The organism is Halodurantibacterium daqingense, assembly GCF_042666235.1.
GTDB classification, from domain to species: Bacteria; Pseudomonadota; Alphaproteobacteria; order Rhodobacterales; family Rhodobacteraceae; genus Halodurantibacterium; species Halodurantibacterium daqingensis.
In genome coordinates this window covers 284897-303443 of sequence record NZ_JBHTFQ010000003.1, presented here as the reverse complement: position 1 = coordinate 303443, position 18547 = coordinate 284897, and the positions used below count along the sequence as shown (strand labels likewise).

At 65.9% G+C, this 18547-nt stretch carries 18 protein-coding genes; 12 read left to right on the top strand and 6 right to left on the bottom strand.

All coding sequences use genetic code 11. The features are described 5' to 3' along the window. Nucleotides 1-57 precede the first annotated feature (57 nt). The 4 genes from ACFQXB_RS07645 to ACFQXB_RS07630 all read right to left on the bottom strand — a co-directional run bounded on the left by ACFQXB_RS07645 (nucleotide 58) and on the right by ACFQXB_RS07630 (nucleotide 3470). Complete coding sequence (locus tag ACFQXB_RS07645) at nucleotides 58-210, bottom strand: hypothetical protein (protein WP_377401882.1); 153 nt, start codon at nucleotides 208-210, stop codon at nucleotides 58-60. A gap of 457 nt (nucleotides 211-667) precedes the next feature. Beyond that, the gene (locus ACFQXB_RS07640) at nucleotides 668-1444 is read right to left on the bottom strand and encodes a gamma-glutamyl-gamma-aminobutyrate hydrolase family protein (RefSeq protein ID WP_377401596.1); all 777 of its coding nucleotides are present in this window, start codon (nucleotides 1442-1444) and stop codon (nucleotides 668-670) included. Nucleotides 1445-1571: 127 nt separating this feature from the next. Then, nucleotides 1572-2990 (bottom strand): FAD-binding domain-containing protein, encoded by a 1419-nt coding sequence (locus ACFQXB_RS07635; RefSeq protein WP_377401593.1) that lies wholly within the window; start codon nucleotides 2988-2990, stop codon nucleotides 1572-1574. 63 nt (nucleotides 2991-3053) lie between these two features. Further along, the gene (locus ACFQXB_RS07630) at nucleotides 3054-3470 is read right to left on the bottom strand and encodes a hypothetical protein (RefSeq protein WP_377401590.1); all 417 of its coding nucleotides are present in this window, start codon (nucleotides 3468-3470) and stop codon (nucleotides 3054-3056) included. Between the two features lie 151 nt (nucleotides 3471-3621). Here ACFQXB_RS07630 and pepN point away from each other — a divergent pair, with 151 nt between their 5' ends. The 3 genes from pepN (at nucleotide 3622) to ACFQXB_RS07615 (ending at nucleotide 7376) form a co-directional block, all read left to right on the top strand. Beyond that, nucleotides 3622-6183, top strand: a complete 2562-nt coding sequence (pepN, locus tag ACFQXB_RS07625; RefSeq protein ID WP_377401588.1) for an aminopeptidase N — start codon at nucleotides 3622-3624, stop codon at nucleotides 6181-6183. 89 nt (nucleotides 6184-6272) lie between these two features. Next, complete coding sequence (locus ACFQXB_RS07620; RefSeq protein WP_377401586.1) at nucleotides 6273-7166, top strand: lysophospholipid acyltransferase family protein; 894 nt, start codon at nucleotides 6273-6275, stop codon at nucleotides 7164-7166. A gap of 78 nt (nucleotides 7167-7244) precedes the next feature. After that, nucleotides 7245-7376, top strand: a complete 132-nt coding sequence (locus ACFQXB_RS07615) for a hypothetical protein (RefSeq protein WP_377401583.1) — start codon at nucleotides 7245-7247, stop codon at nucleotides 7374-7376. Here ACFQXB_RS07615 and ACFQXB_RS07610 read toward each other — a convergent pair. After that, entirely contained in the window at nucleotides 7361-7969 is a 609-nt protein-coding gene (locus tag ACFQXB_RS07610) for a transglycosylase SLT domain-containing protein (RefSeq protein ID WP_377401580.1), read from the bottom strand. The genes ACFQXB_RS07615 and ACFQXB_RS07610 overlap by 16 nt on opposite strands. Nucleotides 7970-8173: 204 nt before the next feature. On the opposite strand from ACFQXB_RS07610, the gene gatB reads away from it, so the two are divergent. Both gatB and ACFQXB_RS07600 read left to right on the top strand, forming a co-directional pair. Next, a complete protein-coding gene (gatB, locus tag ACFQXB_RS07605) occupies nucleotides 8174-9685 on the top strand; it encodes an Asp-tRNA(Asn)/Glu-tRNA(Gln) amidotransferase subunit GatB (protein ID WP_377401577.1) in 1512 nt (503 codons plus the stop codon). A gap of 84 nt (nucleotides 9686-9769) precedes the next feature. Continuing rightward, nucleotides 9770-10279, top strand: a complete 510-nt coding sequence (locus ACFQXB_RS07600) for a DUF4177 domain-containing protein (protein WP_377401909.1) — start codon at nucleotides 9770-9772, stop codon at nucleotides 10277-10279. 146 nt (nucleotides 10280-10425) lie between these two features. On the opposite strand, the gene ACFQXB_RS07595 is transcribed toward ACFQXB_RS07600, so the two are convergent. Continuing rightward, the gene (locus ACFQXB_RS07595) at nucleotides 10426-10683 is read right to left on the bottom strand and encodes a BolA family protein (RefSeq protein ID WP_377401574.1); all 258 of its coding nucleotides are present in this window, start codon (nucleotides 10681-10683) and stop codon (nucleotides 10426-10428) included. 75 nt (nucleotides 10684-10758) lie between these two features. Here ACFQXB_RS07595 and ACFQXB_RS07590 point away from each other — a divergent pair, with 75 nt between their 5' ends. The 7 genes from ACFQXB_RS07590 (at nucleotide 10759) to ACFQXB_RS07560 (ending at nucleotide 18488) form a co-directional block, all read left to right on the top strand. After that, nucleotides 10759-11391 (top strand): DnaJ domain-containing protein, encoded by a 633-nt coding sequence (locus tag ACFQXB_RS07590; protein WP_377401570.1) that lies wholly within the window; start codon nucleotides 10759-10761, stop codon nucleotides 11389-11391. Nucleotides 11392-11474: 83 nt separating this feature from the next. Further along, nucleotides 11475-12461 carry a cobaltochelatase subunit CobS gene (gene cobS / locus ACFQXB_RS07585; RefSeq protein ID WP_377401568.1) on the top strand — a complete coding sequence of 329 codons (987 nt, stop codon included), beginning with the start codon at nucleotides 11475-11477 and terminating at the stop codon, nucleotides 12459-12461. Between the two features lie 153 nt (nucleotides 12462-12614). Next, nucleotides 12615-14480, top strand: coding sequence for a cobaltochelatase subunit CobT (gene cobT, locus ACFQXB_RS07580; RefSeq protein ID WP_377401565.1), 1866 nt, complete (start codon nucleotides 12615-12617; stop codon nucleotides 14478-14480). Next, a complete protein-coding gene (locus ACFQXB_RS07575; RefSeq protein WP_377401562.1) occupies nucleotides 14480-16264 on the top strand; it encodes an aminopeptidase P family protein in 1785 nt (594 codons plus the stop codon). The genes cobT and ACFQXB_RS07575 overlap by 1 nt, the downstream gene beginning before the upstream one ends. Before the next feature lie 41 nt (nucleotides 16265-16305). Beyond that, nucleotides 16306-16647: a DUF427 domain-containing protein gene (locus ACFQXB_RS07570; protein ID WP_377401559.1), complete on the top strand. Its 342-nt coding sequence runs from the start codon at nucleotides 16306-16308 to the stop codon at nucleotides 16645-16647. A gap of 78 nt (nucleotides 16648-16725) precedes the next feature. Continuing rightward, a complete protein-coding gene (locus ACFQXB_RS07565) occupies nucleotides 16726-18096 on the top strand; it encodes an FAD-binding oxidoreductase (RefSeq protein WP_377401557.1) in 1371 nt (456 codons plus the stop codon). Next, a complete protein-coding gene (locus ACFQXB_RS07560; protein WP_377401554.1) occupies nucleotides 18093-18488 on the top strand; it encodes a YybH family protein in 396 nt (131 codons plus the stop codon). Before ACFQXB_RS07565 ends, ACFQXB_RS07560 begins: the two co-directional genes overlap by 4 nt. Nucleotides 18489-18547 lie beyond the last annotated feature (59 nt).

Below are 18547 nucleotides of genomic sequence, written 5' to 3'. Positions count from 1 at the left end.
CTGGTCCCAAAGCATGTGCCGGGTCCGCTCTGGTCTTGATGCGGAAGTGGAACCGGTTCAGGGCCGTCTGGCGGCAGGGCGGGCGCGCGGTTGCCATTCGCCCGGGCCGATCATCCTGCGATGGCTGAAGTGCACCCTGCGAAGCGGCCCCCCGATCGGATCCTGGCAGAATTCGATGAAGCGGAAGAGCCGCGGATCGTCCGGCGCCAGATCATAATCCTGTCAGACAAGGCGGTCGACCAGCACATGCCGGTAATCGGTCGTGTGGTGCGCGGATCCGGTTGCGGCCCGCGGGCCGCCCCTCCATCGCGATCCCGCAGCGTATCCGGCCATTGGCAACCAGTGGCTGCGACCAGCACGATCCGGCCCTCTATCGCGCCGCGTTCAGGCCTGCCGGGACGGGCGGTTCATGCCTCGTCCGACGCCGTTCAGGCGCGCGGGCGGTTACAAGCGATCCACCGTCCTGTTCGGCGGCGCCCAGTTCCGCATCAATTCCTACCGCAGCGGGATGGAACCTTGTCCGCAGCCGCGCGTGACAAGAACGCGAGAACCGCAGCATGGCGGGCGCGGGAAGTGAACCCGGCGCGGACCTTGCGTGCTGGCGTGCGGGAGCGCGCACTCCCCTCGCCGGAACGGTCGCGACCGCCAACACGCCACGGCAGAAACCTCAGGCGGAAAGCCGGCCGGGGAGGCGGCGCTTGCGGGCGAAGGCGGCGACAGCCTCGCCGAAGGCCGCGAACAGCGGGCGCGACACCGGATCGTTCATCGCGTTCCATTCGGGGTGCCATTGCACCGAAAGCGTGAAGCCGGGGGCCTCGGCGATATGGATGGCCTCGGGGGTGCCATCCGGGGCATGACCCTCGATCTGCACGCGGCAGCCGGGCGTCTTGATGCCCTGCCCGTGAAGCGTGTTGGTCATCACCTCTTCGGCGCCGAAAAGGCGATGAAAGACGCCGCCGCGCGTGAACCGAACCGGATGCCGCAGGGCGAACTTCTCCTCGAGCGTGCCATCGGGGGGCATTCGGTGGTTCATGCGCCCCGGCAGATCGCGGATTTCGGGATGCAACGTCCCGCCCATCGCCACGTTCACTTCCTGAAAGCCGCGGCAGATCCCGAGGAAGGGCTGCCCGCGGTCCACGCAGGCCCGGATCAGCGGCAGGGTGATCGCATCGCGGGCCCGGTCAAAGGCGCCGTGGGCCGCAGTGGGGGATTCACCATATTCCTCGGGGTGCACATTCGGGCGTCCCCCTGTGAGCAGGAAGCCGTCACAGGTCGCCAGAAGCTCGTTGACGGAAAGAAAGCGTGGGTCGGCAGGGACCAGCAGCGGCATGCATCCCGCGACATCGGCCACCGCTTGCGTGTTCATCGTGCCACCCGCATGTGCGGGATACTCTTCATTGATCAGATAGCTGTTCGATATGATGCCTACGATCGGGCGGCTCATGACATTCCCCTGGGTTGTGACCGCAGAATAGGTATGGACCCCAGCAACGTCGAGAGGGCGCGGCAACACAATCCTTCAAAGCTGCGGCAATTGCCCGATTTTCAGGCATGCCCAGGCGGGGAACCTGTCAGAAATCGAACCGCAACTGGTTATCGGGCGTGCCGGCGCTGCGCCGCCGGATGCGAGTCGAGCGCGGCGCGCCGGACGCAGCCGGAAGGCTGCGGCGGGCGTCGCGTGCCGCCCGGGCAGGATCGACCACCGGTTCCGGATAACGTCGCCCCAGAACGCGCTGCGCCTCGGACCATGTCCAGGGGGCGTGAAGATGCGCGGTCGGCACAAGGCCCAGTTCGGGCACCCAGCGGCGGATGAACGCGCCGGTCGGATCAACCGCGCGGCCCCGCGCAAGCGGATCAACAATCCTTGCCCGTCCCTCTTGCCCGACGCCCGCCGCGTGCTGCACCTGCATCCAGTGCACCGCCGCCTCGTAGTCGGTCAGGCGCCGGGCCAGAACCAGACCGGCACTGCGCCAGTCAAGACCCAGCAGGTGGCATCCGACCGAGACGAGCATTCCCCGCAGCGGCGCCGAGATCCAGCCGCTTGCCGCAAGATAGCGCAGGCAGGCATCGACGAAGGGAAGGCCCGTCTCGCCCCGCTCGAAGGCCTCCAGAAGGCCGCGATCCGCCGATGGCGCGGTAACGGCATGGGCCGCAAGCGCTTGCCGCTCCAGCGCGGGATGCCGCTCCAGCAGTTGCAGTGCCCGGTCACGCTGGAGCAACCGCGAATCCAGCCGGCGCAGGCTGGCCATATCAATCCCCGAGCCGGCCAGATGCGCCAGAACCTCGCGCACGGAGACAGCACCACAGCCCAGGTGTGCGGACAGACGGAGACCACGGCGCTCGCCCGCAAGCGTCTCGGTCCCGCCATGCAGGCGTGCGGTGTGGCTGTGCAGAAGCATCAGGGCCTCTTGCCGGCCGCCCCGCTGTCGATGCGGGCAGGGGTCTTCGGGCAGACGCAGGATGCGGGCTGTCGGAATGGGGCCGGGCTCGACCCCCGACACGGCCTCCAGCGCCGGTGGTTCGGCCGGGGGACCGGCCAGGAACCGCCGCCGCCGTGCAGACCAGCCGGCCTCGTCCCGCAGCCCCCGCACCACGCCGCCCTGCGGCAACTCATTCCATGCAACCCCCTGCCCCGCCGCCCAGGCCGCAACCGCCCGGTCGCGCGCAAAGGTCCAGAGCGCGCCGGTTTCCTGCTGCGAGACGATCTGCACTACACCATGAGCGCGCCGCAGGGTTTCCAGCACGGCGACGGCCTCGCCCAGGCGCACGATCAGCGGTTGTCCCAGCGCAGCCAGCGCGTCGCGCAGATCGGACAGCGATTCAGCCAGGAACGTCCATTGGCGGGCGGATCGATCCGCTTCGCGCCATAGCGCGGGTTCAACGATGAACAGCGGCAGGACAGGCCCCTGCGCGGCGGCAAGCGCTAGTGCGGGATTGTCGGCAACCCGCAGATCGCGCTTGAACCAGAAGATGATCGGAGGCCGGGACATGCCGGCTAGATAGCAGGTCCCGCCCCGGCTGCAATCTGGGACGGGAGAGGAACGGCGTGCCGCTTACTGGTTGGCCGGCGGCGCGGTGTTGTCAACGGCGCCACCGGGCGCGGTGCCGCTTGCCGGGGGCGATTGGGGCGTGCCCTCGGGCTGGCCGGGTGCGACCGGATCGTCGACCAGCGGATCCAGCGCCGGATCGACCACGGGCGGCGCCGCATCGGCAGGCGGCGGCGGGGCCACACCATCGCCCACGACCTCGGGCGTGGTGGAGAAGGCCTCGTCGCCGGTGGTGCTGGGCTCGCCCGTGCGGCCGTCGATCTGCACGGCGGCGCCCTGCGGCCCTTCGGATTCGATCGCCTCTTCGGCGGGCCAGTACACAAGCATGAGCACGACAAAGATCACCACGATCACGCCCATGCCCAGCAGCGGTGCCCAGTGGCGCCTGCGCTGCTTGGCCAGGTTGGTTTCGGATGCGGACATGAGAGCCTCCTTCCTGAGGTTCGGCACGGGAAGGCGTGCGCGGGTTGCAGAACGTTCGTCACGGACATAACGTCAGGACGGCGCGGCGGTTCCGGCATCCCGTCTGTTCCCGTCGCCTGCCCTTTTTTTCGCCCGCAATCCGGAGGTATCGATGAAAGACGCCGCACCGCAGGTCATCCGACTGGCTGATTACGCGCCGCCTGCCTGGCTTGTGGACGAGGTTTCGCTCATCTTCCGTCTGGATCCGGCCGCAACCCGCGTTCAGTCGCGGATCAGCTTTCGCGCCAATCCGGCGGCACCGGGGCATCACGACCTCTGGCTGGACGGCGAGAATCTGAAGCTGCTGTCTGCCCGGATCAATGGAGAAGCCCGCAGTGTGACCCCCGGCCCCGAAGGGCTGCGGATCCCGGCGACCGAATTGCCGGAAGGGCAGTTTCTGTGGGAAGCCGAAGTGGAGATTGCGCCCGAAGGAAACACCGCGCTTGAAGGGCTGTACATGTCGCGGGGCATGTATTGCACCCAGTGCGAGGCGGAGGGCTTCCGCAAGATCACCTTCTATCCCGACCGTCCCGATGTCATGGCCACGTTCCGCGTCCGGATCGAATCGGAGCTGCCCGTGCTTTTGTCGAACGGAAATCCGACAGCCCAGGGCGCAGGCTGGGCGGAGTGGCATGACCCTTGGCCCAAACCCGCGTATCTGTTCGCGCTGGTCGCTGGCGATCTGGTTGCCCAGTCCAACCGCTTCACCACTGTCTCGGGCACCGAGGTTGCGCTGAATATCTGGGTGCGGCCGGGCGATGAGAACAAATGCGCCTATGCGATGGACGCGCTGATCCGCTCGATGCGCTGGGACGAAGAGGTCTACGGGCGGGAATACGATCTTGATGTGTTCAACATCGTCGCCGTGGACGATTTCAACATGGGCGCGATGGAGAACAAGGGGCTGAACATCTTCAACTCGCGCTATGTGCTTGCGAGCCCCGAAACCGCGACCGATCAGGATTACGAGAACATCGAGCGCATCATCGCGCATGAATACTTCCACAACTGGACCGGCAACCGCATCACCTGCCGCGACTGGTTCCAGCTCTGCCTCAAGGAAGGGCTGACCGTTTACCGTGACCAGCAGTTCACCGGCGACATGCGCAGCCATGCCGTCAAGCGGATCGAGGATGTGCTGACCCTCCGTGCCCGCCAGTTCCGCGAGGACAACGGCCCGCTGGCCCATAACGTGCGCCCGGAAACCTATGTAGAGATCAACAATTTCTACACCGCGACAGTGTATGAGAAGGGCGCCGAACTGATCGGGATGCTGCGGCGGCTGGTGGGTGATGACGCCTATCGGGCAGCGCTGCGCCTTTATTTCGAGCGTCACGATGGCCAGGCCTGCACGATCGAGGACTGGATCCGGGTGTTCGAGGACACGACCCATCGTGACCTGTCACAATTCAAGCGCTGGTACAGCCAGGCAGGCACGCCGCGCGTGATGGTCGAGGACAGCTGGGCCGACGGCACCTATGTCCTGCGCCTGCACCAGAGCGTTCCGGCCACGCCCGGCCAGCCGCTGAAGGAACCGCTGGTGATTCCGGTGGCCGTCGGCCTTCTGGGCCAGGACGGCCGGGAACTGCAGCCGACGGTGGTGCTGGAGCTTTCCGAACCGGTGCAGGAGTTCCGCTTCGAAGGACTGCCGCAACGTCCGGTCCCTTCGATCCTGCGCGGATTCTCGGCCCCGGTGATCCTGCAACGCGATCAGACCAGTGCCGAACGCGCCGTGCTTCTGGCGCATGACACCGACCCGTTCAACCGCTGGGAGGCGGGGCGAAGCCTTGCCCGCGACGTGCTTCTTGCGATGATCGCCCGCGACGAGGCGCCATCCACGGCGTTCCTCGAGGGACTCGGAAGCCTGCTGCGGGATCCGGCTCTTGATCCGGCGTTCATTGCGCTTGCGCTGCGTCTGCCTTCCGAGGACGATCTTGCCCAGGCCCTGCACGAGGCCGGCGAGGTGCCCGATCCTGCACGTATCCACGACATGCGCAGGAAGCTGACACATCTGCGGGCAGAGCACCTTGCCGAGGATCTGCACCGGATCCACGATGCCATGGCCAGCACCGGCGCCTATGATCCGGCAGCGGATCAGGCAGGCAGGCGCGCCCTGCGCAATGCGGCGCTTGCCGGGCTCACGCATCTCGATCAGGGCGCGCGGGCCTCGCGGCAGTTCGCAACAGCGGACAACATGACCGAACAACTGGGCGCGCTGTCGGCCCTGCTGGAAATCGGGGCCGGCGCAGATGAACTTGCCGCCTTCTACGACCAGTGGCGTGGCGATCGGTTGGTTCTGGACAAGTGGTTCGGCCTTCAGGTCATGTTCGCCGCGCCCGATGCCGCCGCCGAAACCGCCGCGGGGCTGGCCGCGCACCCGGATTTCGACTGGAAGAATCCCAACCGGTTCCGGGCCGTGATCGGCGGGCTTTCCGCCAATGCCGCAGGCTTCCACCACGCCTCGGGGGCAGGCTATCGCTTTGTCGCCGACTGGCTGATCCGGCTGGATCCGCTCAACCCGCAGACGGCCGCGCGCATGTCCACCGCCTTTGAGACCTGGCAGCGCTATGATCCCGGCCGGCAGGCGCTGATCCGGGCCGAGCTGGAGCGGATGCGATCGGCACCCACGCTCAGCCGTGATCTGGGGGAAATGGTCGGACGCATGCTCGGCTGATTTCCGCCCGGGGCCATCAGGCGCTATCGACGCCGCAGCGGCACGACATAATCTTGTGATGAAGCCGAGACAAGAAGACCGCCATCATCATGCGCGACCGACTCGATCCCCTGATTGCCGAACGGGCCCCCTGGCTTTTCACAGGCCGGCCGCATCACAGGCTTGCACTGGGGGTTCTTTCCTCGATGCTGGGCTACGAAAGGACCGTCGGCATTGCGACCGAGATCCGCGACTGGCCGACACCGCGCATCATGGGCCATATGGCCGGGCTCATCGCACATCACGTCGAGGCGACGGGGCTTGAAAACCTGCCCAAGACCGGGCCGGCACTGGTGGTTTGCAATCATCCCACCGGCATCGCCGATGGCATCATCCTGCATTCGCTGATCGCGCCGCTGCGGCCCGATCTGTTCTTCTATGCCAACCGCGATATCCTTCGCGTCCTGCCACAGATGGAGGATCTGATCGCCCCCGTGGAATGGCGCATGGAAAAGCGCAGCCATGCCAGAACCCGCGAAACGATGGATTTCACGCGTCGCGCCGTTGCGGCGGGGCGGCTTGGGGTGATCTTCCCGTCGGGGCGGCTGGCCAAGCGGCGCGGCCTGCGTCTGCACGAACGGCCGTGGATGGCCTCGGCGGCGATGATTGCGCGCAAGTTTTCGCTGCCGGTTGTCCCGGTGAACATCCGGGCGCGCAATTCGTCGCTGTTCTATCTGTTCGACCTGATCCACCCGACGCTGCGCGACATCACCCTGTTCCATGAAACGCTGAACAAGCACCGGCAACCCTTCGCCATCAGCATGGGCGCTGCCATCCCGGCCGAACGCCTTCCCGACAACAGCCAGGAGGCGATTGCCCTTCTGCGCGCCGAGACCCTCGCCCTTGGGGGCGCCCATGCGCCGGCAGTGTCACTGTTGCAGATGACCGGAACCCCCGACTGGCTGCGCCGGCCTGCAATCCTGCGCAGCAACGGTGCGATCTGACCGGATCATGCGGGGAACAGTTGTCCCGCCGGGGGGTTGTCAGGGAACGCCCCTCATCCCCTATGAAAGGATATTCTCATGCTGATCCGTCTGATCATCGCCGCAATTGCCGTCACGACGTTCCGGAACTGGCTGCGTCAGTCGCAGCACCAGGGCAGTGACGCCCTGGCCGCAGGCAGCGGATCCTCCTCGCGTCAGGCCTTGCGCTGACAATACTGCTGACTGGCCGTCCAGCGTGCGATCTCGGCACGTTTCGAGGCATCACGCATCGGCATCCAGTCGGCGGCAATACCGCCCCAGGCGCCCGGCTTCCCTGCGACGACTCCGGTCCGCGCCACCTGACGTGATGCGATCCGGATCGCGCAAGAGAGATTGGCCGCACCATCATAAAGGCCGCGATCCGTCGCCGCACAACCGTAGTTGCGCGCGGTTTGCGGTGAGATCTGCAGAAGGCCCCGGTAGCGCCCGCCTGCCCCTGCGGCCTCGGGGCGCCAGGTGCTTTCATAACGGGCAAGCGCCGACATGAGGCCAACCCAGAAGGCGGCACGATCGTCCTCGCTCGCGGTTGCGTAGCCAGGGCAGAAGGTTTCGATATCGGCCGGCAAGGTGGCCGGCAGCGCCGCGCCATGGGTTTCCACCGCGGACAGCGCTGCGCGTGTCCAGTCGGCAGCTTCGGGGCGATGATCCCAGCGGGTCACCGGCAGTTCGGCGGGGGCGGATTGCTCGGGCGTTGCAGCACAGGCTGCCGGCAGGGCAATGACGATGGCCAGAACGGCACGGCGAAGGGCGCTGGAATAAAGCATCGGACCTGACAAGCTGCACCGCCAATCCTTGCTGCGGCGTGCGGACGATGCAGGCAAAGCAGCGGTTCATCAACCATCCTTTCCGGCAGCACATGGCGCCTGAGCGGAATCCTGCGCGCCCCTGCGCGGAATATCGCACAAAGGCGCCTCTTGCCCCCTTCCGGCCCCTGCCCTAGAAAAGCGCCAAGCCCGAAAGGATGACCCATGCTTGACCTCGCCTACAAAGCCCCCGAACCCAAGGTGATCGCCGGTGCGAAAGACGATTGGGAGCTTGTGATCGGCATGGAGGTGCATGCCCAGGTGGCGTCGAACGCCAAACTGTTCTCGGGCGCCTCGACCACCTTTGGCGCCGAGCCGAATTCGAACGTCTCGTTCGTGGATGCGGCAATGCCGGGGATGCTGCCGGTCATCAACGACTTCTGCGTGGCACAGGCAGTGCGGACGGGGCTGGCGCTGAAGGCCAAGATCAACCTGTTCTCGGCCTTCGACCGCAAGAACTACTTCTATCCCGACCTTCCGCAGGGCTATCAGATCAGCCAGCTTTACCATCCCATCGTGGGTGAGGGTGAGATCCTTGTGGACATGGCACCCGGTATCGCGCGGCGCGTGCGCATCGAACGCATCCACCTTGAACAGGACGCAGGCAAGTCGATCCACGACATGGACCCGAACATGTCCTTCGTGGACCTGAACCGTACCGGCGTCGCCCTGATGGAGATCGTGAGCCGCCCCGACATTCGCGGCCCCGAAGAGGCAGCGGCCTATGTCGTGAAGCTGCGCCAGATCCTGCGCTATCTTGGCACCTGCGACGGCAACATGCAGAACGGCAACCTGCGCGCCGATGTGAACGTGTCCGTCTGCCGTCGTGGCGCCTATGAGAAATTCATCGAAACGGGCGATTTCGGCTACCTGGGCACGCGCTGCGAGATCAAGAACATGAACTCGATGCGCTTCATCCAGGCCGCCATTGAATACGAAGCGCGCCGCCAGATCGCGATCCTCGAGGATGGGGGCACGGTGGTGCAGGAAACCCGGCTCTACGACCCGGACAAGGGCGAAACCCGCTCGATGCGATCGAAGGAAGAGGCGCATGATTACCGCTACTTCCCCGATCCCGACCTGCTGCCGCTGGAACTGGAACAGGCCTGGGTCGATGACATTGCGGCGTCCTTGCCCGAACTGCCGGATGAGAAGAAGGCACGGTTCGTGCTGAACTACGGCATGACGGAATATGACGCGGGCGTCCTCACCGCCGAGGCCGAGAATGCGGCCTTCTTTGAAGAGGTCGCGACGGGGCGCGACGGCAAGCAGGCCGCGAACTGGGTCATCAACGAACTGTTCGGCCGACTGAACAAGCAGGGGCTGACGGTGGCGGAAAGCCCCGTATCGGCGGCACAGCTTGGCGGGGTGCTGGACCTGATGGCCAAGGGCGACATCTCGGGCAAGATCGCCAAGGACCTGTTCGAGATCCTGTGGTCCGAGGGCGGCGACCCGGCCGAAATCGTCGAATCGCGCGGCATGAAACAGGTTACCGATACCGGCGCCATCGAGGCCGCCGTGGATGAGATCATCGCCGCGAATCCGGCACAGGTTGAAAAGGCCAAGGCCAATCCCAAGCTGGCGGGCTGGTTCGTGGGTCAGGTGCTCAAGGCGACGGGCGGAAAGGCCAACCCTGCCCTTGTAAATGATCTCGTGGCGCGGAAACTCGGCAACTGAGCCGGAACTTCTGCGTTAGGATCGCAGGGCAGATCGTTCTGCCGAAAGCCCGTCGCCGACGGGATACCGCAGGGGAGGCAGTGCATGCCGCGCTATGAATACAAGGTCGTCCCGGCCCCGATGCGGGGCCAGAAGGTCAAGGGCATCCGCGCAACGCAGGAACGTTTTGCCCATACTCTTTCGGCCATGATGAACGAGATGGCAGCGCAGGGCTGGGAATACCAGCGCGCAGAGACGCTGCCCTGCGAAGAGCGGCCAGGCCTGTTTGCGCGCAAGCAGACGAGCTATCAGAACATGCTCGTGTTTCGCCGGCTGGTTGAAGCGGCGGCGCATACCGCCAGCGTCGCGCCCCCGCCACGCGCTGCCGTGCATGTGACAGAGCGTGTGCCGCCCGAACCGGGCCTCGCGGTGGTGCCCGACGCTCCAACACCGGCCGCCATGGCAGCATCGCTGACACCCTCGGCCGTGGAGGGCACCGCACCCCGTCTGGCGCCGGTTGCCCCCGCGCAACGGCTTCGACGTGAAGATCCCGCGCCGGCACGTCCCGGTGGCACCCGCATGGAACCCGGGGCTCCCGGCCATCGCGGCGAATAGCCTCGCGATGATCGGGCCGTCGCTGCCGCCGACGGGCCGGCGAACGGGCGAAACGCTCTGGCCCCGGATTATGATGCAAAGTCACGCGACCGGGTGACGCGCCTTGGCCGCTCGCGGCGACAGTCTGAGGCTGCCAATGCGTCTGGTCAGGCGCCGATATCCAGCGCCAGGGCGTGAATGCGCCCGACAAGATCTGAACCCAAGGCCGCGTGAACCGCGCGGTGCCGCTCGATCCGGGACATGCTTCCGAAGGCAGGCGCGCGGAGCGTCACATTGAAATGCGTTTCGCCACCCTCGCGCCAGCCGCCGTGACCGCGGTGCGACTCGCTGTCGTCCACCACCTCAAGCAGCGTCGGCGCGAAGGCATCATACAGCCTCGCATGAATGTCATCCGCCAAAGCCATTTTTTCTGTTCGCCCCCTTCACCCTTGCGCAGAAAACCCTAGACTGCTGCGTCCGAGTCGAAAAGGGCCTTGCCGATGACCAATCGTTCGCCGTTTGATTTTGACCTCCGCGTCTCGACCGACAAGAAACGTCGGACCAAGGGCAAGCGCGGCATGTCCGGTGCATTCGAAACCTCGAACCGCCCGTGCGACAGCCCCGGCTGCGCCGAAGCCGGGCAGTATCGCGCCCCCAAATCCCCCGAGCGGTTGGACGAATACTTCTGGTTCTGCAAGGATCACGTTCGGGAATACAATCTGAAATGGAACTTCTTCACCGGCCAGACCGAGGAGGAATTCCAGAAGTTCATGAACACCGATCGCGTCTGGGGCCGCGAGACCAAGCCCATCGGCAAGCCCGACGAAGGCCGCGCCTGGGCCCGGCTGGGGATCGAGGACCCGCATGAAATCCTCGGCGAGAAAGCCACCCAGAACCCGGGGAAATCGACGCCCACCCACACGCGGCGCCTGCCGCCCACCGAACGGCGCGCGATCGAGATCCTCGAAGCGCGCGATCACTGGACACGGGTCGAGATCCGCAAGCAATACAAGAGCCTTGTGAAGGATCTTCATCCCGACATGAACGGCGGCAACCGCGCCGACGAGGACCGGCTGCAAGAGGTGGTCTGGGCCTGGGATCAGATCAAGGACAGCCGAAACTTCAGGGACTAGGCCGCTGGCCCTTCCCCTTGCACCGGCGGACGATATGTTTCACACAAAGCGGGACAGGCTTCCGAGCGTTGGATGAGGACAGGATGGCGGACGGCATGATGGACAGACAGGCAAAACCCACCGAGGATATTTCCGTCCGCGAGGTCTTCGGGATCGACAGTGACATGACGGTCAGGGGCTTTGCCGAACGCAGCGACCGTGTCCCCGACGTGGACAGTACCTACAAGTTCGATCAGGATACCACGCTCGCGATCCTGGCGGGGTTTCAGTACAACCGCCGCGTCATGATCCAAGGCTATCACGGCACGGGCAAGTCCAGCCACATCGAACAGGTGGCCGCCCGGCTGAACTGGCCCTGCGTGCGCGTCAACCTCGACAGCCATGTCAGCCGGATAGACCTGATCGGCAAGGACGCGATCAAGCTGGTCGACGGCAAGCAGGTGACCCAGTTCCAGGAGGGCATCCTGCCCTGGGCGCTGCGCAACCCCTGCGCCATCGTCTTTGACGAATACGACGCCGGCCGCGCAGATGTGATGTTCGTGATCCAGCGGGTTCTGGAAACGGATGGCAAGCTGACGCTTCTTGACCAGAACGAGATCATCACCCCCCACCCCAGCTTCCGCCTGTTTGCAACCGCCAACACCGTGGGCCTTGGCGATACAACCGGTCTTTACCACGGAACGCAGCAGATCAACCAGGGCCAGATGGACCGCTGGAGCCTGGTGGCGACGCTCAATTACCTCAGCCATGATGCCGAAGCCGCGATCGTGCTGGCGAAGAACCCGCATTACAACAACGAGAAGGGCCGCCGCCAGATCGGCCAGATGGTCACGGTTGCCGACCTGACGCGGACCGCCTTCATGAACGGCGACCTGTCAACCGTCATGTCGCCGCGCACCGTCATCGCCTGGGCGGAAAACGCGCGGATCTTCCGCAATGTCGGCTATGCCTTCCGGCTGACCTTCCTCAACAAATGCGACGAGCTGGAGCGGCAGACCGTCGCCGAGTTCTATCAGCGCTGCTTCGACGAAGAACTGCCCGAAAGCGCGGCAAGCACCAGCCTCGGTTGAGGTTCATGCGGCTGTTGCCCGACCAAGCGCGAACCGCGGCGCCAGGTTGGTGCAGAAGGCGGCGCCGGCCGGCCCGGATGGCCGGGGCATCGGGACGGGCTCTGCGGCCGGGCATCGGCCGGGCGATCGGTCTTGAGCAGGAACGGACAAGCGATGAACAAACCGACTGACAACCCCGCCGAACCGTTCAAGAAGGCCCTTGCCGAGGCGACACGCACGCTTGCCGATGATCGGGAACTGGCGGTCAGCTATTCGGTCGATCCGCCGGGCATGTCGGGCGACGGGATGCGGCTGCCACAGGTCAGCCGCCGCATGACCCGTGACGAGGTGCTGCTGGCCCGTGGCACCGCCGATGCCTTCGCACTGCGCCGCAAGTATCACGACACCGCCACCCACAGCCGTTATGCGCCCGAAGGCAATGTGGCGCGCGAGCTTTACGAGGCGCTTGAAACCGCGCGCTGCGAGGCGGTGGGCGCCCGCACGATGCCGGGCACGGCCGGAAACATCGATGCAAAGATCGGCCATGAAGCGGCCCGCAAGGGCTATGGCCAGATCCGACAGGCCGCCGACGCCCCGCTGGCCACAGCCGCCGGCTATCTGCTGCGCCACCTCGCCACGGGGCGCCCGCTTCCGCCGGATGCGGCCAATGTGATGGAGCTGTGGCGCCCCTTCATCGAACAGCAGGCTGCGGGCACCCTTGCCGATCTGGACACCGTTCTGGGGGATCAGGCGGCCTTCGCACGCTTTGCCCGCCGGATCATCACCGATCTGGGCTATGGGGACCAGTTGGGCGACGACCCCGATGAGGCGGATGACGACAGCGGCGACGAAGCCGAAACCCGCGAGGAGGAAACGCAGGACCAGCAGGCCAGCGACCAGGACGACAGCGAACAGTCCGACAGTTCCGAACAGGAGCAAAGCGACCAGAGCCAGGACATGAGCCAGGCCCAAGCCAGCCTTGACGACAGCGCTGATGCCGAGCTTGCCGAGGAAACCGAACTGCCCGAGGGCGAGGCACCGCTTGAACCGCCGCCCCCTGCCCCGCATTCGGCCGCCGATCCGAACTACGCCGCCTTCACGACCGATTTCGACGAAGAGATCCGGGCCGAGGAACTGGCGGAAACCGCCGAACTCGAACGGCTGCGCGCCTATCTTGACCAGCAGCTCGAACCGCTCAAGGGGGCAGTCAGCCGGCTCGCAAACAAGCTGCAGCGCCGTCTTCAGGCCCAGCAGAGCCGCAGCTGGGAATTCGACCGCGAGGAAGGCATCCTGGATGCCGGCCGTCTGGCACGGGTGGTGGCAAACCCGACAACCCCGCTCAGCTTCAAGGTCGAAAAGGACACCGAGTTCCGCGATACCGTGGTGACGCTGCTGCTGGACAACTCGGGCTCGATGCGGGGCCGTCCGATCTCGATCGCCGCGATCTGTGCCGATGTGCTGGCGCGGACGCTGGAACGGTGTCAGGTGAAGGTCGAGATCCTGGGCTTCACCACCCGCGCCTGGAAAGGTGGCCAAAGCCGCGAACGCTGGCTGGCGGCGGGCCGCAGCCAGCAGCCGGGGCGGCTCAATGATCTGCGCCACATCATCTACAAAAGCGCCGATGCCCCTTGGCGGCGCGTGCGGGCCAATCTTGGCCTGATGATGAAGGAAGGCCTTCTGAAGGAAAACATCGACGGCGAGGCGCTGGAATGGGCGCACCGGCGCATGCTGGGCCGCCCCGAGGCGCGCAAGATCCTGATGGTGATTTCCGACGGGGCGCCGGTGGACGATTCGACGTTGTCGGTCAATCCGGCCAACTACCTTGAGAAACACCTGCGCGATGTGATCGCGATGGTTGAACGGCGCAAGGCCGTGGAGCTTCTGGCCATCGGTATCGGCCATGACGTCACGCGATACTACCAGCGTGCCGTGACAATCACCGATGTCGAACAGCTTGCCGGGGCGATGACGGAACAGCTTGCAGCGCTGTTTGACAGCGATCCGCGCGCCCGCGCCCGAGTCATGGGGATCAAACGCTGATGTTTCAAGGATTTACCGCTGCGACCCGCCCCGAACAGGGGCCGCCGCGTCTGGCACTGCTGCGCGCCGAAATGCGTGCCGAAGGGCTTGAGGGCTTTCTTGTGCCCCGCGCCGACGCCCATCAGGGCGAATATGTTGCCCCCCATGACGACCGGCTGGCCTGGCTGACGGGCTTCACCGGCTCGGCCGGCTTCTGCATCGCGCTGCAGGATCAGGCCGGCGTCTTCATTGACGGCCGGTATCGGCTGCAGGTGCGCGCGCAGGTGGATCTCGCGACGTTTTCCCCGGTCAACTGGCCGGAGACCAAACCTGCCGCGTGGTTGCGCGCAAACCTTGCACCGGGGGTGGTTGGCTTTGATCCCTGGTTGCACACGGCCGAAGAGATCGAGACGCTCGAAAAAGAGCTCGCGGGCAGTGGCATCACGCTGCGGCGGGTTGAAAACCTGATCGACCGGATCTGGGCCGATCAGCCGCCCCCGCCCTGCGGCAAGGTCATCGTGCATCCCGAAGCCCTTGCCGGTGAAAGCAGCACCGACAAGCGGACGCGCCTTGCGGCGGTGCTGCGCGCGGCGGGCCAGGCGGCAGCGGTGATCACCCTGCCCGACAGCCTGTGCTGGCTGCTCAACATCCGTGGCAGCGACATTCCCCGCAACCCGGTGGTGCATGGTTTCGCGATCCTGCGCGATGATGCGCGGCTTGCGCTGTTCATCGACGCGGCCAAGCTGGACCCGACCGTGATTGCCCATCTGGGCGATGTGGAGATCCTGCCCCCCGAAAGCCTTGGCCATGCGCTGCAGGCGCTTCCCGGCCCGGTGCGGGTGGACAGGGCCACCGCGCCGCTCTGGGTTTCCGACCGTCTGTCGGCGCGGCCGGACTGGGGCCAGGATCCCTGCATCCTGCCAAAGGCGCGCAAGAATGCCGCCGAGTTGGAGGGGGCGCGGGCGGCCCATCTGCGCGACGGCGCCGCCATGGCCGAGTTTCTGGCCTGGCTCGACGCCCGACCGGAAGGGTTGACGGAGATCGACGTGGTCCGGAAGCTCGAGGCCTTCCGCAGCCGCTCTAACCTGCTGCGCGACATCAGCTTTGAAACCATCGCCGGCGCCGGTCCCGACGGTGCGATCGTCCACTATCGCGTGACCGAAGGCACCAACCGCCCGCTGCGCGAGGGCGAGCTTCTGCTGGTGGATTCCGGTGGACAATATGCCGATGGCACCACCGATATTACCCGCACCATCGCCCTCGGAGAGGTCGGAACCGCCGAGAAAGAAGCCTTCACCCGCGTTCTGCAGGGCATGATCGCCATGTCCCGCGCCCGCTTTCCCAAGGGGCTGGCTGGCCGCGATCTGGATGCGCTGGCACGCTATCCGCTATGGCTGGCCGGTCAGGACTATGACCATGGAACCGGTCACGGTGTGGGGGCGTTCCTGTCGGTGCATGAAGGGCCGCAGCGGCTTTCCCGGGTTTCGGACGTGCCGTTGGAGCCGGGGATGATCCTGTCGAACGAACCGGGCTATTACCGCGAGGGCGCCTTTGGCATTCGGATCGAGAACCTGATCGTGGTCCAGCCTGCCCCGGCGCTGCCGGGCGCCGACGCCCGGGAAATGCTGAACTTCGAGACACTCACGCTCTGCCCCATCGACCGGCGCGTGATCCTGCCGGATATGCTGTCGCAGGCCGAGCGTGACTGGCTGAACAGCTATCACACGCGGGTCGCTGCGGCCCTTGCCCCACTGGTCAGCCCCGAAACCCGGGACTGGCTGGTTCGCGCGACCCAGCCGATCTGAGTCCGCAGGGAGCCCCACCGACGAACAACACGGAGAACGACATGCCCGACCAGATCAAGATCCAGAAGGCAGAGGGAACCTGGGTGGTGCGCGCCGGCGGAGCCGTGCTGGGCGAAAGCCAGGCCGCGCTTGAAGTCACCGAAGGGCGGGCCACGGCCGCGATCTATTTCCCGCGTACCGATGTCGCAATGGCCTTCCTTGACCGGTCTGACAGCCGGACGATCTGCCCGCGCAAGGGCGCGGCGAGTTACTATAACCTCGTGACCAAAAGCACCACGATCAACGATGCCTGCTGGTCCTATGAGGATCCGAAGCCCCTGGCGGAAGAGCTTCGCGACTACCTGTCATTCTTCCCCGATCGGGTCACGGTGGAACAGATCTGACCGGAAGATCAGGCGCCGCTCCGGGCTTTCGCAGCGCCAGCGTTTGTCATAATGTGCCGGAAAAATTCAGAGGCACGCATGACCATTGCACAGGCGCTTGACGCGCTCGCCGCCCGTCTGGGGGACCGGCTCGGCCGCTCGCCCTCGGATCTGGCGCTGCACGGCGCAAACGAGGCACATTTCCCCGCCATGCCGCCCGATGCGGTGGCCTATCCGCAAGATACGGCCGAGGTCGCCGCGATCGTGGGGATATGTGCAGCCCATGGCTGCCCGGTTGTGGCCTGGGGGGCGGGAACTTCGCTTGAAGGGCACGCCCTGCCGGTGAAGGGCGGCGTGACGGTGGATTTTTCGCGCATGAACCGGCTGATTGAGGTTCGGCCCGAGGATATGCTTGCCGTAGTGCAGCCCGGGCTGACCCGCGAGGCGCTGAATACCGACCTGCGCGCGACCGGGCTGTTCTTTCCGGTCGATCCGGGCGCGAACGCGAGCCTTGGCGGCATGGCGGCCACCCGCGCCAGCGGCACGACCGCCGTGCGCTATGGCACGATGCGCGACAATGTTCTGGCACTCGAGGTGGTTCTGGCCGACGGGCGGGTGATCCGCACCGGAAGCGCCGCGCGCAAATCTTCCTCCGGTTATGACCTCACCGGCCTTTTCGTCGGATCCGAAGGCACCCTGGGGCTGATCACCGAACTGACACTGCGCCTGCAGGGCCAGCCCGAAGCCGTGGCAAGCGCGGTCTGCGGCTTTGCCGAAATGGCCGCCGCCGTTGAAACGGTGATCGCCACGATCCAGAGCGGCATCCCGATGGCACGGATCGAGTTCCTGGATCGGGCCGCCACCGCCGCGGTAAACGCCTATTCCCAGGCGGGCCTGCCGGAACAGCCGCATCTTCTGGTCGAATTTCATGGCTCGGACGCCGCGGTGGCCGAACAGTCGGCCCGCTTTGGCGAGATCGCGGCCGATCTGGGCGGCGAGGATTTCCGCTGGGCCACCCGCCCGGAAGAACGCAACGCGCTCTGGAAGATGCGCCACAATGCCTATTACGCCTGCCTGGCCCTGCGCCCGGGCGCGCGCGCCATCATCACCGATGTCTGCGTGCCGATCTCGGCGCTTGCCGCGGCAGTCGAGGAAACCGCAGCCGATATCGCCGCAAGCAGCATCGAGGGTCCGATCCTCGGCCACGTCGGCGACGGCAATTTTCACGCCATCCTTCTGGTTGACCCCGGCAGTGCATCAGATCATGCCGAAGCCGCGCGCCTGGCCGGGCGCATGGCCGAACGCGCGCTGCGTCTGGGCGGCACGGTGACAGGCGAACACGGGATCGGCATGGGCAAGATCCCCTATATGCCCGCGGAACACGGCGCAGCATGGGAAGTGATGGGCAGTCTCAAGGCCGCACTTGATCCGCAAGGGATCCTGAACCCTGGAAAGGTGGTTCCCCAGTGACCCTTCCCCCCAGCCCCGAAAGCTTTGCCCGCGCCTTTTCCGACGCATTCACCGCGCGCGATGCGCCCCGGATGGCGGCGCTTTTCGCCCCCGAGGCCGATTTCATCACGCCGGAACACGGCTGGTGGGAAGGGCAGAAAGCGATCACCGAAGGGCACCTGCAGGGCTTTGCCGGCGTCTGGCGCAAGGCGCGCCTTGTGACCGGCAAGGGCCGTGCCCGGGAACTCGCGCCCGGTCTGGTACAGGTTTGGCAGCGCTATATCCTCTCGGGACTTTTGCGCCCCGATGGCTCCGAGGCACCGCGGCGCGCCGTGATCTACGGCTTTGTGCTGCGCAAGACCAAGACAGGCTGGCAGGCGCTTTCGGCGCAGGCCGTGCACGGGGTGGACTGAGCGCCCGGGCACCTGCGGCACCGAAGCAGGGGAACGCCCATGGACGCGCGGCCGTCACC

What these genes read in the sequence shown, in the direction of transcription:
- ACFQXB_RS07600 (WP_377401909.1), top strand. Translation starts at nt 9,770, where the DNA reads ATGCCGCGCTATGAATACAAGGTCGTCCCGGCCCCGATGCGGGGCCAG.
- cobT (WP_377401565.1), top strand. Translation starts at nt 12,615, where the DNA reads ATGAACAAACCGACTGACAACCCCGCCGAACCGTTCAAGAAGGCCCTT.
- ACFQXB_RS07620 (WP_377401586.1), top strand. Translation starts at nt 6,273, where the DNA reads ATGCGCGACCGACTCGATCCCCTGATTGCCGAACGGGCCCCCTGGCTT.
- cobS (WP_377401568.1), top strand. Translation starts at nt 11,475, where the DNA reads ATGGCGGACGGCATGATGGACAGACAGGCAAAACCCACCGAGGATATT.
- ACFQXB_RS07565 (WP_377401557.1), top strand. Translation starts at nt 16,726, where the DNA reads ATGACCATTGCACAGGCGCTTGACGCGCTCGCCGCCCGTCTGGGGGAC.
- gatB (WP_377401577.1), top strand. Translation starts at nt 8,174, where the DNA reads ATGCTTGACCTCGCCTACAAAGCCCCCGAACCCAAGGTGATCGCCGGT.
- ACFQXB_RS07635 (WP_377401593.1), bottom strand. Translation starts at nt 2,990, where the DNA reads ATGTCCCGGCCTCCGATCATCTTCTGGTTCAAGCGCGATCTGCGGGTT.
- ACFQXB_RS07610 (WP_377401580.1), bottom strand. Translation starts at nt 7,969, where the DNA reads ATGCTTTATTCCAGCGCCCTTCGCCGTGCCGTTCTGGCCATCGTCATT.
- ACFQXB_RS07615 (WP_377401583.1), top strand. Translation starts at nt 7,245, where the DNA reads ATGCTGATCCGTCTGATCATCGCCGCAATTGCCGTCACGACGTTCCGG.
- ACFQXB_RS07575 (WP_377401562.1), top strand. Translation starts at nt 14,480, where the DNA reads ATGTTTCAAGGATTTACCGCTGCGACCCGCCCCGAACAGGGGCCGCCG.
- ACFQXB_RS07640 (WP_377401596.1), bottom strand. Translation starts at nt 1,444, where the DNA reads ATGAGCCGCCCGATCGTAGGCATCATATCGAACAGCTATCTGATCAAT.
- pepN (WP_377401588.1), top strand. Translation starts at nt 3,622, where the DNA reads ATGAAAGACGCCGCACCGCAGGTCATCCGACTGGCTGATTACGCGCCG.
- ACFQXB_RS07595 (WP_377401574.1), bottom strand. Translation starts at nt 10,683, where the DNA reads ATGGCTTTGGCGGATGACATTCATGCGAGGCTGTATGATGCCTTCGCG.
- ACFQXB_RS07630 (WP_377401590.1), bottom strand. Translation starts at nt 3,470, where the DNA reads ATGTCCGCATCCGAAACCAACCTGGCCAAGCAGCGCAGGCGCCACTGG.
- ACFQXB_RS07590 (WP_377401570.1), top strand. Translation starts at nt 10,759, where the DNA reads ATGACCAATCGTTCGCCGTTTGATTTTGACCTCCGCGTCTCGACCGAC.
- ACFQXB_RS07570 (WP_377401559.1), top strand. Translation starts at nt 16,306, where the DNA reads ATGCCCGACCAGATCAAGATCCAGAAGGCAGAGGGAACCTGGGTGGTG.